The sequence below is a fragment of the Macrococcus sp. S115 genome, assembly GCF_030067655.1.
GTDB classification, from domain to species: Bacteria; Bacillota; Bacilli; order Staphylococcales; family Staphylococcaceae; genus Macrococcoides; species Macrococcoides psychrotolerans.
This window is the reverse complement of sequence record NZ_JASJES010000004.1, coordinates 90,052-106,099: the sequence shown is the minus strand read 5'-3', so window position 1 is coordinate 106,099 and position 16,048 is coordinate 90,052. Positions and strand designations below refer to the sequence as shown.

The following is a 16,048-nucleotide window of genomic DNA, read 5'->3' as shown; positions in this document are numbered from 1 at the left end:
ACAGAAAGGTGCATATTAATGAAACCAATCTATACTTTTGAGCAATCAGCTGATTTAAATAAGTATCATGCTGATATAACATATTTCCATACACAAATTAATGATTTCCAAAAATACCTTGAAGATTATTTTCAGTTAAAGGATATACCACATGGTGTATTCTGGACATCACGTTTTGTGATGGAAGAGGTGCTCGAAAAACCTGTACCTGCTTTTACGAGAGATGAAACCATCTACATGTGTGCTGATCATGATTACTGGGAACAATATTTAACAGCGTTGCTTCCAGAAGTTTTAAAAGATAAATACACGTCATATTATACCGAACACACTAAAGATGAGATGCTTGCAATATTAGGACATGAACTCACGCATCATATTAATCTATTTCTTGCTGAATTTGATGAAGATAAACCAAGGTGTGAAGATATGTGGTTTGAAGAAGGAATGGCGACTTATCTTCCTAGAAAGTTCTTTTTTGATGAAAGATTATTCTGTGACGTATATCATCTAGAAAAGACGCTCTATGAATATTATTTAAATGAATTTGGTGACCTACCTTTAGAACACTTTACATATGATATTTACTCGCACCCAAAGGAATATATTATGTTCCATTACTGGATGAGTTTTGTTAAAGTCACTCAGTTTGTAAGTCTTGTAGATGGAGATGTATCACGTTTATTTAAACTTTATCATGATTGGGATAAAGAAGGGAGAAAGGTATCTTTAGCGCATTATTTTAAAACACATATTTAGGAGGGTGCCATGCATATTGATGATTTAAATGATCACTTGCCAGGCTTTCATTTTTTGAAGTTAGAAAGCTTTAACAAGGGTTGGTCGGATGATCAAAAATATATTGTTACAACTCGAGATGATAAGTATCTATTACGTCTTTCTTCTATTGATAGAATAGAGGATATTCAATTGCAAATTAATTTAGTTGAACAGTGTATGGACCTTGGACTTCCAGTGCAACAATTAGTATCACACGGCGACTATCATAATCATTATTGTTTACTATACCAATGGATTGAAGGTCATGAAGCTAAAGAAATATTACCGACATTAACTTCAGAAGAACAATATGAGCTTGGTCTTGAAGCCGGGAGAATATTGAAAGTCATTCATGCTATACCTGGCGCAAATCAGTTTGGATGGCGTGACTTTTTTCTAAAGAAAATCGAACGTAAGAAATCAATGTATCTAAACTGTGAATATAAATATGATAACGATCAGTGTTTATTTAATGTAATAGAAAAGTATGAAAATCGTATCATCGATAAACCTGTTGTCTACCACCACGGCGATTATCATGTTGGGAATATGGTCATTGATGAAAAAGGTAAACTGTGGATTATTGATTTTGACAGATGTAGTATCGGTGTACCATTTGAAGAATTCAATCGTATCAGCTGGTGTGTAAATACGAGTGAGGCATTTAGTAGAGGGCGCGTTGATGGATATTTTGATGGTAAAGTACATAAGACATTTTGGGAAGTATTATCTGTTTATATTGCTACGAATATCTTATCTTCATTACCATGGGCAGTCCAATTCGGTGTCAAAGAAATATAAGTCATGAAACAAGAATTTGAAGTACAACGTAAGTATTATGAAGATTTTAATATTGTAATTCCTAAATGGTATAAATAATATTGCGAATTACATCATTGGAGGGATACACTTGAGTGAAGTATGGGAACTTCTAGATATGAATAGACAAAAAACTGGTATCCTCCATGAAAGAGGCATTACAGTACCTGATGGATTGTACCATTTAGTAGTAGAAATCTGGGTACAGAAACCAAATGGTGATTTGCTACTTACACAACGTCATCCTGATAAACCACTTGGTTTGAAGTGGGAATGTAGTCGAGGATCTGCTGTTGCAGGAGAAGATGGTGTACTTGCTGCACATCGTGAGTTACTTGAAGAAGCAGGTATATTTGCGCCTTTAGATGATATTCAATTCAAAGGTTATACCATGCATTCACATTATATTACTGAGACTTATCTATACGAATCACCAACCAATGACATTACATTTAATCTTCAGGCTGAAGAAGTTGTTGATGCTAAGTGGGTAGCACCGAATGAAATTGAACAAAATTTAGATGAAGTAATACCAGATTTATGGGATAGATATTGTAAGTATATTAAAGTGGGGTAGTTAACATGCGTAATTTGAAGTTTGAGTTTGACCTTTTCTTTATATCAGAAGCTTTCTTAAATGAACATCAATATAATTTATTAAACACCTTAGTTGTTCCGAAAGAAGAGTTTAAGAAAAACAGTAGTTTATCGAATGTTGTTAACCATTCAACGTATCAAACATGGCATCTGACATATGAATTTGTTATTGTAGCCGAACCAGGATGGTATGAAAGCATAGAAAATACATTTAAAGATGCATTGAAACAAGAAATGATCGATAATGGTACGCAGCTGATCCATGTTGATAGATTAATAACTTCAGCATATTGGGATACGCTCTCTCAAAAAGAACAAATAAGATTTATCCAACAGTTCGATGATGAACCTAGCAAAACAGATATAACGCAGTTCAGTAGAATATCTCATCTTACTGCATTGCATAATAAATTCCCGGAAAACCATGGCGCAAATTGTTTGTCGGCCACAATTTATGCATTAACTAAAAATCCATTTATATTAGAACAGTGGGTGCATCAGGAAACCTTTATGCTCTTCCTTAACCGTCTTGGATACAAAGAAGTGGAATCTTCATTTAGCAGTGGAGATATTATCTGTTTCTATTATGACGATTTACTTACACATGCATGTTATGCGATTGATGACGAATATGTCTTTAACAAGCAAGGACAGACATTCTGGGAACCATGGATGATAGAACGATTTGAGACGATTCAAAGTAAAAGAGATGAAGTTAATTATAAAATTTATAAAAAAAATTAAGGTAGGATAGTCTAATGAATGGCTATTCTACCTTTTATAATGAAAACGACATTGTAAAATACAAATGGAATCATCTTCTATCTTATATACGAGCCTATGTTCATGAGTGATCCTTCTGCTATAGCAACCTGTATAGTTTCCTAATAATTTTTCTGGCTTACCTATACCTACATTTGCACCATCAATCATAATACTCTTTATTAGTTTATTTATTTTCTTTGATACAGTTTTATCTTTAGTTTGCCAGTACGTATAATCTTCAAAACCACTTGAATAAAATAGTATCTTTTTCTTAGGCATCTAAATCAATCTCAACTTGAAGTAAGTTATTTTTATCAATTGATTCATCAATCGCTTTTTGTAATCTTTCGGCATTCGCAGGTGTACTTTGTAAGTAAAGTGTTTCAATCATACTATTATAGTCATGCTCAGATAATATCACTGCATTATGCGTATTTGTTGTGATTGTGTAAGGTTCACAGTCTTCATTAACAATATCTATTATTTTTCTAAAATTTGATCTTGCATTAGAATAAGTTGTGACTTTCATTTTATCGCCTCCTTGTACAATATTATTGTACCACTCAAGAGGTATTATGCATATAATTATTACTTTTTACTCCTGAATATACTGATTTTAAAAACCCATCACTCAAACATTTGAGCGATGGGTTTATGCTTTAGAATATATTTTTATATCGATATGTGAGTAAACAAATCAACAAGTAAGCAAGCGATGCTATAACAAATGCGAATGTTAAGGTAGCGTGTTCTGCTAGTAACGACATCACAAATGTTGATAAGCAAAATCCTAAACTATATATACTCTGATTCAGTGTATAAGTATCAAGCAGTGTTTCATGATTTAAATGCTTTTGTATTTCTGTGTGTAGTGATATAGATAATAGTTGCTCTATAATGCCATAAAGCCATGATAGCAGAACTGCTAATATTAACCACCTGTTAATCCCGAAGACAAACGTAATGAGTGAAAGCAGCATATATCCACTGTAATAGAAGTGCACCATTTTAAATCTTTCAATCAAATGAATCATCTTTGATCCGACAAGTAAACCTACGAAAAATGCCGCGTTGATAATACCAAACCAGTAAGATGGGGCATTTAAATATTCTTTTACAAAGGCAATCATTATTGCAGCAATCCAGACAGCATGGCCAAATGACGCGATAAAAGTATTCCAATTTAAATATTGACTGTAGCTGGTACGATTGCTTTTTATAACCGCTTTGAAATTTTTGGAACCTATACGCTCACTCTCTACAGTATTAATATTAAAATTTATCTTCATCATAAATATCACAGATATGATAGACAAGATGATACAAAACATAATCAATCCATCACTATGCAGGAATGCTAACAATATACTACCTAATGCCCAAGCTGAAATTTGTATCATATTATTCATAGTGCTAATTTTTCCGTTTGCTCTAAGTATATTATCCTTTAACTCAAAGTAGGGGATTAACGTGTTGCTTAATGGATTTGTAAAACCATCTAAGAACGCAATCATAAATGCTAACCCTAATATATAAATATAGTGCAATTCAACATACATTGTACCGATCAATATGATCAGCAAGGCACATTTCATCGTTTGATTAAACACTAAAATATATTGCTTTTGAAATCTTGAATATACAATTGGTGCGATAAACCCACTTACAAAATAAGCAGATGTGATGAAAATAGGAACTAATGCACTTAACTGAATAGAGTGCGTTAATTCATATAGATAAGCAATCAGTGCAATAATATAAATATTATCGCTCGTATTGGCGAATAACTGACTAAAGTATAAGTATTTAAAGTTATTTGTAAATCCTTTCATGATTTCCTCCCAATTTAAGAAGATCATAGACTTACAAATACAACTTATTTAATTGTTAGTTTTGACTTGTAAGTCTACGTCTAATTGATGAATTAGAAAGAAATCATTACATATGAAATCACCTTTTATTGTTTTTAATGCATTAATCTTATCATTATCAGAAAATTTGTACAATATTAAAGTGGAGAATTTATTGATTATATGAAACAAATCATCTTTTAAATCTGGTCTTTCAATAATAACTGCATTTAAACCATTATTCGTTCTTGTTTCATGCATTTCACCAGCTTCAAAGAATACCTCTGTATTCTTACTGAATGAATTGTGATTATCAATTTCTCCAAAGGATATATTTTCATAGTTTTCTCCTTTTATTTCATTTTAATTTTTCGAAAATCCTTTATAATAAATGTAATACATTAATTTGAGGGTGTTACATATTCTTTAATATATTATGTAATTTTATTATTTTTTTCGCATGGACAAATGAATTTTTTATTTATTTTGAGGTGATATTTTGGAAGCTTTATTAGTTATTGATTTTCATACACACTTTTTAGAAAAGGGTGATTTTTCAGTAGTTAAGAAGAATGCTATTCATCTAGTAGAAGTATTTAAAGAAAACAAATTACCTGTCATTGCAGTGGAACATATTAATCACGAAACAAATAAGCCATTTCCTTTAGAGCCAGTTATTCATAAAAATGCCGATAAGATTTATTCTGAAAATAAACCCAGTGCTTTTAAAGATACGGATTTGCAACAATATTTAATTTCACTTGGTGTTACTGAACTGATCATTATCGGTTTTAATATGGAATATTGTATTTTATTTAATGCGATTATTGCTAATGAACTTGGCTTTAAAGTTACAGTAATCGAAGATGCTTGTGCTACAGTTAATAATTCAGAAACATATGAAATGCCTGGGTTAGATATTAATGACTTTGTATCTACAGTTTTGCATTGGTCTGATGAAGTAGAAGTTCTGATGATAGACGAGTATGTGTGATTTGGGTTATTTATTTTTTTAAGTTGAGGTCATTTTTAGCTGAGGATAAATTTTAGGTTTGATGTTTCTAATTTTCATATAAATAAACAATATACCTATCGATTCATGATACTATATTAGTGAACTACACTCTTAATAGGATGTGATTATTTCATGGATATTAATAATCTAAAGCTTACTCAACTCTATTTGAATCAACGTAAAGTGGATGAGGTAAGTGAATGGCTGGATGATGTTTCTGTCAAAAATACAATAATCTCAGTAATTCAGTACGACAATCAATTTTATATCGTTGATGGTCATACACGATGTTTCGTTGCTTTTCAAAAAGGGGTTATTGATATCCCGGTTGAAATTTATGATGTTGATAATACATCAGTAGAGATGCAATTATATCTTGATTGTATAAAGTGGTGTGAACAAGAAAATATTTATCATATTAATGATTTATCCCATCGCATTCTAGTAGAAGCAGAGTTTGAAAAACTATGGATTGAGAGATGTCAAAGTCATATGGAAGATATACAGGATACGCTTGATACTGATTTTGCTTATCGTGAGCATTTGAACCACAAAGTAACCTATACTCACGAAGAAGTCATGAAATATTTCAATCTGTAATCTTATCGTGTATATGTTTAATGATTTATTCTTTGTTATGATTGTATTTACTCCGTCTAATATGGAATTGTATCCCATAATAGACGGACTTTTTATTTGATCGAAAACAGAACGTATGTTCTATTTTTATTGAAAACGAACATACGTTCTGTTATGATTAAATTAACATAAAGATTATAAAGAGGGTGCTTAATATGTATGATTACAGTTTATGCGAGAGAAGAGATGTACTCTGTATTGACCAGAAGAGTTTCTTTGCCAGTGTTTCCTGCATCATGAAAGGGCTTGATCCCATGACGACAAAGCTTGCTGTTGTAGCAGATACAAAACGCCAGGGTTCTGTCGTTCTTGCTGCTACATCGCCACTTAAAGCCATTGGTATTAGAACAGGATCACGTCTATTCGAAATCCCACATCATCCGGATATTTATATTATCAATCCCTCAATGAAGGAATATCTAAAGGTCGCAAGTCAAATTTCAGAAATTGCTCTGAAATATGTCGCACCAGAAGATTATCATCAATATAGTATTGATGAATTTTTTATGGATGTGACAAACAGCTACCAACTGTTTGCAGATTCGAGTTATGATTTGGCATTAAAGATAAAGGATGAAATCTATGAGAAAACTCAAATTCGCTGTGCTGTAGGTATAGGTCCAAATGTGTTGTTAAGTAAGATTGCGCTAGACATGGAAGCTAAGAAAGCAGATCGTGGTGTTGTACAGTGGCGTTATGAAGATGTACCTGAGAAGATGTGGTCGATAGAACCATTAAGTACTTTCTGGGGGATTAATCGACGTACAGAGAAGAAGCTGAATCAGAAGGGGATTTTCACCATTGGACAACTTGCAAATTATCCTCTTCACTATTTAAAGCGTGATTTCGGTGTGATTGGTGTTGATCTTCATCTGCATGCAAATGGTATTGATTCCAGCATTATAAGAGAGAAACACCAGATCTACAAACCTTCTGTGAATAAGAGTCAGATTCTAATGCGTGATTATCATTTTCACGAGCTCCGTGCAGTCGTGATTGAACATATCGAAGAGGTTACATTTCGATTACGTGCGGATAATCGTGTCGCCAGAACAATCAGCTTTACAATCGGTTATAGTGATGAAGGAAGCGTCAGTAAGAGCTATACGTTATCAGAAGGTACAAATCTTACTTCAGATGTATTTAGAATCGTATGGGGGTTTATGCAGCAGATGTGTGATTCGAATAGAAAGTATCGTACTGTAAATATCGCTCTGACAAACTTGATGAAGGAAGAAGATAGGCAGCTTTCACTATTTGTAGATGAGTTTGAACGTGCGAAAGAAGAACGTCTAGAAAGAACAATTGATGAACTGCGTACCCGCTTCGGGAAGAATAGCGTACTTCGTGCAATCTCCTACACTGAACAAGGCACCGCGCGTAAACGTAATGGATTGATCGCTGGTCATAAGGCGTAGTCAGATATCATAGATTTAAACAAGCACTCTATTATGGTAGTGAAGCGTATATGCGTGATATAGATTTATCAAATGAATCTGAATAAGAAGATATCACAATAATGAAACCCCATCGAGCGTAAATATGCTTGATGGGGTTTCGTGGGTTATTAAGTATATCAACGATTAAGAAAAATGATATTTAATCACCAATGTAATCTCTGCCGGCTTTTCTGATGTATTCCGATATGTATGATCTAAGCCTCCTGAAAAACGGATTGAATCATCTTTTTCAAGTGAATATGAAGCCCCATCCACGATTATCGTAAATAGCCCTTCATTAACGATGATATATTCTTCAGAATGCGCAGCCTGATCACTTGAAATAATTTCAGAATGCGGCTGTAATGTCATCTTCAATATTTCAATCTGTTCTTCACTATCATAATACGGTGTTATCTGAATAAGACCGTCTTCAGAATAGATTGTTTGAATATCATTCTTTTTGATCACATGCACCGTATTTTCAGATTCATGTAAAAGTTTAGATAATGGGACTTTTAAGCCGTTGGATATTTTCCAGAGGGTAGAAATTGTCGGATTCGATTGTCCTTTTTCTATTTGATTAAGCATCGCACGACTTACACCAGAAATTGAAGCAAGCTTTTCGAGACTTAATTGCTGTTCTTTTCTTATATGCATCAGGTTTTGTGACACGACTAAATTAATTTTTTCCATATTAAACCTCTTTCTTGACTATATTAGACGAAAAGTATAATATAACAGATGTTGTTTTTATAGCAGATATTTTGTTCATTATAACAGATTAATAGAAAGAGGGATTGTTTTGTACACAAAAAGGTTTAGAGGGTTGAAGCTTTTATTACTGGTTGCTGTGTTATTGTTATCAGCAAACTTACGCGCACCACTCACATCGGTTGGCGTATTATTACCTGCAATCAATGATGACTTACAGCTGTCAGCATTTGCTACAAGTATTATCGCGATACTGCCATTGCTGGCATTCTCATTTGCTTCATTATTTGCTGCACCTGTTAGTACCAAGATAGGATTAAATCGAACAATCGTCCATGCTTTGATTGTCATTACAGTTGGTATTATACTCCGATCATTAGGAAGTAGCACGTTATTATTTACAGGAATCCTGTTAATCGGTATAGGGATTGCATTCGGTAATGTACTAGCTCCAGTATTTATAAAAGCATCATTCCCGTTACAGGTTGGTATCGTGACAGCATTATATACAGTTAGTATGAATATATTTGGTGCATTATCATCAGCAGTATCCGCACCAATTGCAAAGGCTACAAATTATAATATTTCATTAGCAATGATCGGTATTGTTACAATCATCACACTAATCTTCTGGATAATCGTATTACAGAAAGATAAAGATGTAGAAGCACCACAGGCTATAACAATGACATCAAGTATTTGGCGATCACCACTGGCATGGCAGATAACACTATTCATGGGTGGACAGTCGGTCATTTTCTATAGCTTGATCAATTTTCTTCCGATAATACTAAAGGAACAACATATACCCGTAGAAGTAACAGGAGGTTATTTAACAGTATTACAAATAGCAATTATTATCTTTACATTTATTATTCCGATGATTGCAGCTAACATGGCACACCAGGTTTATTTAGGGTGTATAAATGGGCTGTTATTTATTGCGGGAATAGCTGGGATGATTTATGGCGATGTTAAATATATGCTTGTTTATATCCTCTTCATAGGCGTAGCACTTGGAATATCATTTGGGCTTGTAAATTTATTCTTCTCTCTGAAAACAGAATATACACATACAGCGAAACAGTTATCAGGAATGGCACAGGCAATCGGCTATTTATTTGCAGCACTTAGCGTACTTATCTTCGGCGTAATTCATGATTATACACATGACTGGAGTCATTCATTATATTTCCTATTGGCAGATGCTTTATTGATGCTCATAGTTGGAATGCTTGCAGGACGTAAACATACGATAGAAGGAAATACAATTAAATAGAAAACCTTAAAAAGTAATCACCATTCATAAAACAAAAAACTTTCAGGTCTCCTGAAAGTTTTTTTATCGTTTAATCACAAGCTCTGAAAAGTTATAAAATCCAGCAGTAGTCACTTTGGCGTTATGAATGCTGATTGGTACTTTAACATCTTGAGTAATGTTGAAGATAGGGTAGAGGGTATGTGATTCAAATAACGACTGATTAATCGCATGATTCAGTACGTGCCACTCGCGGGCATCTGTTGTGATATATCTATTATAATAATCCCTTAAAAGAGGATATTGTTGTGATAAATGGTGATGCATCGTTTTATTTTGATAGAGCATCGTAAAGTATTCAAAGGATTCCGCTTCACTAAAGAACATACCGTGGATATAGATATCCCCCTCAATTGTTATTTCACTTTTAAAGGAAGTCATAATATCGATAGGTTTTAATACCGTTTCTATATTGTATTGCTTTAAATACCTTTTATACTGGAGCATCTTTTTTTCGATATAGCTCGGATAGACCATTGTTATAGAGAAATGATCTTCTAATTTATTTAGTGATTTAAGCGAAAGTGGCTGATCTTTCAGAATATAAGGGGTTCCTTTACTTGTGTGTATATCTGTAACTTGATGAACGGACTGCTGAAATAAGTAATGCACAGTTGCTTTCTGTATATCTGATAGCTTATTTTGTGCGAGTGACAGGACATAATAAAAACCATCTGTTACTTCGATATGCTGGAACGTATCACTATCACTTAACGTAAAGTTACTTTCTTTAAGCTTCGGTATATAGATTAATTCCACTTCATCAATATATGATTGATAGCCATAATACTGATCAAATGATTTTAAAGTCGTTTGAAATTCATTATTCATTGCGATATAAAATGGTCCAGTACCGATAATTTGCTGCTTATCCTGCTTATAGATTGCAAGATTTAACTTACATAATACGTCTTTGAAATATGGAAAATCGTGATAATATACTTTAACTGTAAGTTTATTAATCACTTCAATTGACACAATTGGATTTAATAGCACTTTCGTCTCCTGATACGCTATCGCATGACTCAGACATCGTTTAATATCTTCAGCAGTTACTTGAGTACCATCATGAAAGTAAACATTCTTCCGTAAATATATCACTGCATAATCATCATAGAAATCGATATGCTGTGCTATCTTATAATGATATTGATTCGAATGTCTATCATATGCGATTAACGTGTCATAAATATTACTTAATATATTTGAGCTATTGATATCAACCACTTCTAAAGGATGAGAATAGAGTGGGGCGTAGCGTTTCTTAACGACTAATTTATCTGCATCAGCTGTAGATACCCCAAGTAATTGATTCGCTTTCGTAATCAGCATCTGTTTATGATGAATAGACCAGTCCCACGTTAAATATTGAATAGCATCTGACAATTGATGTCGCGTTAGCATTGCATTCACCTTATTGAAATATAATGTATCGATATCCACGAACCATTGAACCGTTGATTTATTCCCGCGACCACGTGCACTCTTAAAAGTTAGATAACCACTATCCTGCCATCTTTTTAAACTTCTGGATAAATGCTTCTGACTCACCTTTAACTGTTCACTGACAGACGATTGATGAAATGCTGTAATCTTTAAATTATAGAATGACAGTAATAATCGCTCCATAGCTCCTCCTAAAAGTGGACTAAAATAAAATATTGTCCATTTTTTAATCATTAAGTCTACTTTATCATATGTAGAAAGTTAGGGGGAATGAAAATGAAAGTTCGTGATTTACCGATTAATATCCAACTCAGATTGTGGGGTTCATTTGTCAATCGCTGTACTTATAGTGCGACACTACCATTTATTGCACTTTATTTAACTGATCAGCTGAATGCAAGAATCGCTGGATTGTTTTTAGCATCAATCGTCTTTGTCCAGTTTATCAGTAATATTTGGGGAGGTTACTTAGTCGACCAATTTCCGAGAAAGAAGATGCTGATATTTGGTTCATTCACAGAAGCATTATCGCTAATATTTATGTGGCTAACCGTTGTCAACTCATGGATTTATCTATTTATGACGACATTTATACTCTTTACCATATTTAGTGCATTTCGCAGACCTTCTATGAGTGCACTTGTACAGGATTCAGCAACAGATGAAAATAAGAAATTATTATATCGTATGGATTACTGGCTAATAAATTTATCACTGGCAATCGGAGCACTCCTGGGTGGGCTATTCTATAGCGAACATAAAAGCTGGCTATTCTTTGCTTCAGCTATGGTGGCACTTATATTAAGTTTCTTATATATGAAATATATTGAAGAAACAAACAGCTTTATCCGTAAAAAAGAACATAATAATGTCTTTGTAGACCTGTTCATTGCCTATCAGACTGTCGTTAAAGATAAACGATTCGTATTGATGGTAATCGGTACGATGTTCATTGCAACTGTGGAGCTCATGACAAGTACTTACGTTGCTGTAAGGCTTCATAAGAACTTTGAAACGATTTACTTATTCAACTTTGAAATTACCGGTGTTCGAATGTTTACAATCATTAACCTCGTTAATACAATTACCGTTGTTTCATTCTCTTTACTAATTGGTAAATGGTTAGATAAATTTAAAGTAAGTAGAATCCTAGGATTTGGGCTATTGATGTACGCAATAGGATATGCTGTGCTCACTTCAGCAAATATGTGGTGGCTGATTATCATAGCCATACTTATTGCTACATTTGGTGAAATGATTTTTGCGCCGATTAAAAGTGCTGAAATGCTGACACTAATACCAAAAGAAAAACGAGGTACCTATAATACATTCAGTTCATTCACGTTTAGTGGCGCACAGCTATTATCTAATGGGTCTTTAATCCTCGGAACATATTTAAATCCATATGCGATGAGTGTAGTTGTGTTTGTGATTGTTACAATAGGGGCAATGCTCATGATGAATAGCTTGTTTAAAATGAAAAAGAATTAATATTACATAGATATAAAAACTTTCAGTAGACTGATAATTCCTTAGAAAATTTAATAAACTTTCAGTTAACTGAAAGTTTTTGTATTTTTCTTATCAACCATTGTACTCCCTCTCATTATCAGATAAGATTAAATTATCAGTAAATTTGAAAAGGAGAATGAAAATGTATCCAGATGTTAATAGCACGATGCAAGAGATTGAGCGTTTAGTAAATATTCCAGGTCCGTCAGGTTTTGCGTTTAAAGCAATTGCCTATGTGACTGAAACGTTAGAAGCGGTTGGTTACGATGTACAGCAGACTAATAAAGGTGGGGTATTAGTTACTGTACCTGGAAAAGATGATACACGTCATAAATATTTAACAGCGCATGTTGATACGTTAGGTGCGATGGTTAAAGAGATTCTACCGAGCGGCCGCTTACGTTTATCAATGGTGGGTGGTTTCAGGTGGAATGCTGTTGAAGGGGAGTACTGTGAAATCCATGCGAATGATAAAGTGTATACAGGAACGATCTGTCTCCATGAGACAAGTGTCCATGTTTATCGTAACGCAGGTGATATCAAACGTGATGAGGATCATATGGAAGTGCGTATTGATGAAATCGTGAAGTCTCAGGAAGATACTGAACAGTTAGGTATCAGTGTCGGAGATTTTATTACGTTTAATCCAAGATGCGAGATTACTGAATCCGGATTTATAAAATCGCGTCATCTAGACGATAAGGCAAGCGCTGCGATGCTGATTCAGTTGTTACGTCATTTAAAAGCTGAAAATATTGAACTGCCGCATACGACACATTTCTATTTCTCAAATAATGAAGAGATCGGTTATGGTGGTAACTCTAATGTTCCGGAACAAGTTGTAGAATATATCGCTGTTGATATGGGGGCGTTAGGTGATGGGCAGGCATCTGATGAATATACGGTATCCATCTGTGCAAAAGATAGCTCAGGCCCATATCACTATCAATTGAAACAACATTTAGTAAATCTTTGCAAAGACAATAATATTGATTACAAAGTAGATATTTATCCATATTACGGTAGTGATGCAAGTGCTGCAATGAGTGCTGGTCACGATGTTAAACATGGTCTATTTGGAGCGGGTATTGAATCTAGCCATGCGATGGAACGTACACACAAAGATTCGCTACTGAACACAGAAAAACTTATCTATCATTATGTTATGAGTCCTGTACTTTAAGTTAAATGTTTTTATTCACTCCCTTTCTTCGTTATAATGTATTTATAACAAAGAAAGGGAGTGTTTATTATGGCGAAGAAAGTTCTAATGGTTTTAACGAATCACGACACTTTGAACGATGGCACACCAACAGGTCTTTGGCTCGGTGAGGCTGCAGAGCCTTACAAAGTATTCCAACGCAATAATATTGAAGTAGATTTCGCTTCGATTCAAGGTGGTGCTGTACCACTTGATCCCAATTCCACTCAGAACGACGAAACGAAGAAATTCCAGGATGTCGTACAAAAACTAGGGAAAACATTGAAATTAAGAGATATCGTATTTGAAAACTATGACGGCATATTCATACCAGGAGGCCATGGTACAATGTACGATCTACCAGGAGATCCTGATTTACAGAATATATTGGCGTTCTATAAAGATGATAATCGCGTTATCGGTTCAGTTTGTCATGGTCCAAGCGCATTTATAGGGGCTAAACTAAAAGATGGCAGTTCATTGATCGATGGCGTCAAACTAACTGGATTCACAAACGAAGAGGAACAACAGATGAACTTGGACAACAACGTTCCGTTCGCTTTACAAACTGAACTCGAAACAAACGGTGCAAGATTTGTGAAAGGTAAGGCATTTGAATCAAATGTCGTAACGGATGGTAAGTTTGTAACTGGACAGAACCCTCAGTCCAGTACAGATGTTGCAGAAGCATTTGTAAAAGTACTATAATAAAAACCGCACTCTTGTGCGGTTTTTATTATATAAAGACAAGCTTGAAAATGATGCCGTTAATGATGCCTATAAGGAGACTTAGCATCGTCCCAAGTAAAATATATTCACTTTTTTTATCGATTTTATCAGGATTATGATGCGTACCATCATCTTTAAGATCATTAAACCGTAATATTGATTTGCTTGCTATTACAAGCCCGATTGCTGTATATTCGCCGAGTATAAAAAATAAAATAACCAGCATTCTTTCTATATAGCCTATAAGTAATCCGATGTTATCGGATGTCTTCATTTCACTCGCGCTCATAAAAGTTAAAATACGTTTAACGACTGGGCCTGATAGCAGGTAGAAGAGTGTACCTATCAGCATGATGATTATTTTTAGAGCCATGTTAAACCTCCTTGTAACGACTGGATGATTGAAGGTTCAATAGTGCATTGTGCATCAGAAAATGTTAAATGTTTCTTGATTAGTCCGAGCTGCTTGTAATGCGCTTTATTCAGATGTTCTGAAATAGTGGAAACGCTCTTGTTGTTCAGCTGAGCAATTTCTTTTTGTGTATCGATATAGAGCGACTGCTGGAAGATCGCTTGCTGTAACAGAGAATGATTTTGGACAATTTCAGTAAGATAAGGGAATAAGACATCATTATAAAGCGACATATCTGCCGCTTCAATCGTAACATAAAAATCACTGATATCTGATTTCTTAATGCGATCTAGATTATTACGTGCTGCTTTTGTCAGCTTACTGTTCCAGTGTTCAATATGCCGTTTAGGAACCTCCTCATTGCCTGCTGCAATACCAAATTTTACTGGCTGAGATTTATAGGGCCATAACAGTTTAATATAGTACGATATCAATAGTGTCGCATGTGTACAATCACTAACAAAAAAAAGTTCATCGCCCATTCTGTAATTAATATAGCTAAAGTTAAGGGATTGCGTCCATTGTTCGATACTTTCTGTCATCCCTTCAAGAGCTTTACTGATGTCATCTGTATTATTCAGCTGTGTACTATTTGAAACGTCCATAATAAATATAGAAAGCATAATATCCCTCCAAAATTCGGTTATATAACCGAATTTTTTAAATTCCGGCTATATAACCGAATTTTATCATGAGCAACGTAAAATCACAAAGATAGTGCATTAAAGATTGAAGTAATAGCCTTAAAAGGAGCCGAACTATAATTATAAATGATTTTTACGGTATGAATATGTTAATATGATGCTTGAGAT

Annotated in this window: 18 protein-coding genes; 11 read left to right on the top strand and 7 right to left on the bottom strand. The window is 34.1% G+C overall.

What is annotated here, in order from left to right; genetic code table 11:
* The first annotated feature begins 18 nt into the window (after nt 1–18).
* From QNJ52_RS06670 to QNJ52_RS06655, 4 genes are all read left to right on the top strand, one after another.
* The gene (locus QNJ52_RS06670) at nt 19–759 is read left to right on the top strand and encodes a hypothetical protein (RefSeq protein WP_219494763.1); all 741 of its coding nucleotides are present in this window, start codon (nt 19–21) and stop codon (nt 757–759) included.
* A 9-nt stretch (nt 760–768) separates the two neighbouring features.
* Nucleotides 769–1,581 carry an aminoglycoside phosphotransferase family protein gene (locus tag QNJ52_RS06665; RefSeq protein WP_283722171.1) on the top strand — a complete coding sequence of 271 codons (813 nt, stop codon included), beginning with the start codon at nt 769–771 and terminating at the stop codon, nt 1,579–1,581.
* A gap of 109 nt (nt 1,582–1,690) precedes the next feature.
* A complete protein-coding gene (locus QNJ52_RS06660) occupies nt 1,691–2,176 on the top strand; it encodes an NUDIX hydrolase (RefSeq protein ID WP_219494765.1) in 486 nt (161 codons plus the stop codon).
* Between the two features lie 5 nt (nt 2,177–2,181).
* Nucleotides 2,182–2,940, top strand: a complete 759-nt coding sequence (locus QNJ52_RS06655) for a hypothetical protein (protein ID WP_219494766.1) — start codon at nt 2,182–2,184, stop codon at nt 2,938–2,940.
* Nucleotides 2,941–2,967: 27 nt separating this feature from the next.
* Here QNJ52_RS06655 and QNJ52_RS06650 read toward each other — a convergent pair whose 3' ends face one another.
* The 3 genes from QNJ52_RS06650 to QNJ52_RS06640 form a co-directional block, all read right to left on the bottom strand.
* Nucleotides 2,968–3,240, bottom strand: a complete 273-nt coding sequence (locus tag QNJ52_RS06650) for a Txe/YoeB family addiction module toxin (protein WP_219494767.1) — start codon at nt 3,238–3,240, stop codon at nt 2,968–2,970.
* Complete coding sequence (locus QNJ52_RS06645; protein ID WP_096076547.1) at nt 3,233–3,490, bottom strand: type II toxin-antitoxin system Phd/YefM family antitoxin; 258 nt, start codon at nt 3,488–3,490, stop codon at nt 3,233–3,235. Before QNJ52_RS06645 ends, QNJ52_RS06650 begins: the two co-directional genes overlap by 8 nt.
* A gap of 130 nt (nt 3,491–3,620) precedes the next feature.
* Nucleotides 3,621–4,793, bottom strand: coding sequence for an MFS transporter (locus tag QNJ52_RS06640; protein ID WP_219494768.1), 1,173 nt, complete (start codon nt 4,791–4,793; stop codon nt 3,621–3,623).
* Between the two features lie 517 nt (nt 4,794–5,310).
* On the opposite strand from QNJ52_RS06640, the gene QNJ52_RS06635 reads away from it, so the two are divergent.
* The 3 genes from QNJ52_RS06635 to QNJ52_RS06625 all read left to right on the top strand — a co-directional run bounded on the left by QNJ52_RS06635 (nt 5,311) and on the right by QNJ52_RS06625 (nt 7,883).
* Complete coding sequence (locus QNJ52_RS06635; protein ID WP_219494769.1) at nt 5,311–5,805, top strand: cysteine hydrolase family protein; 495 nt, start codon at nt 5,311–5,313, stop codon at nt 5,803–5,805.
* Nucleotides 5,806–5,958: 153 nt separating this feature from the next.
* Nucleotides 5,959–6,426 carry a hypothetical protein gene (locus QNJ52_RS06630; RefSeq protein WP_219494770.1) on the top strand — a complete coding sequence of 156 codons (468 nt, stop codon included), beginning with the start codon at nt 5,959–5,961 and terminating at the stop codon, nt 6,424–6,426.
* A 194-nt stretch (nt 6,427–6,620) separates the two neighbouring features.
* Nucleotides 6,621–7,883, top strand: coding sequence for a Y-family DNA polymerase (locus QNJ52_RS06625; protein WP_219494771.1), 1,263 nt, complete (start codon nt 6,621–6,623; stop codon nt 7,881–7,883).
* Between the two features lie 165 nt (nt 7,884–8,048).
* Here the strand turns inward: QNJ52_RS06625 and QNJ52_RS06620 are convergent, their stop codons facing one another.
* Nucleotides 8,049–8,600, bottom strand: coding sequence for a helix-turn-helix domain-containing protein (locus QNJ52_RS06620; protein WP_219494772.1), 552 nt, complete (start codon nt 8,598–8,600; stop codon nt 8,049–8,051).
* A gap of 109 nt (nt 8,601–8,709) precedes the next feature.
* Here QNJ52_RS06620 and QNJ52_RS06615 point away from each other — a divergent pair, with 109 nt between their 5' ends.
* Complete coding sequence (locus tag QNJ52_RS06615; protein WP_283722170.1) at nt 8,710–9,897, top strand: CynX/NimT family MFS transporter; 1,188 nt, start codon at nt 8,710–8,712, stop codon at nt 9,895–9,897.
* A 63-nt stretch (nt 9,898–9,960) separates the two neighbouring features.
* On the opposite strand, the gene QNJ52_RS06610 is transcribed toward QNJ52_RS06615, so the two are convergent.
* Nucleotides 9,961–11,565, bottom strand: coding sequence for an ABC transporter substrate-binding protein (locus QNJ52_RS06610; RefSeq protein WP_283722168.1), 1,605 nt, complete (start codon nt 11,563–11,565; stop codon nt 9,961–9,963).
* A 93-nt stretch (nt 11,566–11,658) separates the two neighbouring features.
* Between QNJ52_RS06610 and QNJ52_RS06605 the strand changes: the two genes are divergently transcribed.
* The 3 genes from QNJ52_RS06605 to QNJ52_RS06595 all read left to right on the top strand — a co-directional run bounded on the left by QNJ52_RS06605 (nt 11,659) and on the right by QNJ52_RS06595 (nt 14,803).
* The gene (locus tag QNJ52_RS06605; protein WP_283722167.1) at nt 11,659–12,873 is read left to right on the top strand and encodes an MFS transporter; all 1,215 of its coding nucleotides are present in this window, start codon (nt 11,659–11,661) and stop codon (nt 12,871–12,873) included.
* Nucleotides 12,874–13,036: 163 nt separating this feature from the next.
* Nucleotides 13,037–14,077, top strand: coding sequence for a M42 family metallopeptidase (locus QNJ52_RS06600; protein WP_283722166.1), 1,041 nt, complete (start codon nt 13,037–13,039; stop codon nt 14,075–14,077).
* Nucleotides 14,078–14,146: 69 nt separating this feature from the next.
* On the top strand, nt 14,147–14,803 hold the full coding sequence (locus tag QNJ52_RS06595; RefSeq protein WP_086038691.1) for a type 1 glutamine amidotransferase domain-containing protein: 657 nt from the start codon (nt 14,147–14,149) through the stop codon (nt 14,801–14,803).
* Between the two features lie 28 nt (nt 14,804–14,831).
* Here the strand turns inward: QNJ52_RS06595 and QNJ52_RS06590 are convergent, their stop codons facing one another.
* Together QNJ52_RS06590 and QNJ52_RS06585 are read right to left on the bottom strand one after the other, a co-directional pair.
* Complete coding sequence (locus QNJ52_RS06590) at nt 14,832–15,197, bottom strand: hypothetical protein (protein WP_012656944.1); 366 nt, start codon at nt 15,195–15,197, stop codon at nt 14,832–14,834.
* The gene (locus QNJ52_RS06585) at nt 15,188–15,859 is read right to left on the bottom strand and encodes a hypothetical protein (RefSeq protein ID WP_120785523.1); all 672 of its coding nucleotides are present in this window, start codon (nt 15,857–15,859) and stop codon (nt 15,188–15,190) included. The genes QNJ52_RS06590 and QNJ52_RS06585 overlap by 10 nt, the downstream gene beginning before the upstream one ends.
* Between the last annotated feature and the right edge of the window lie 189 nt (nt 15,860–16,048).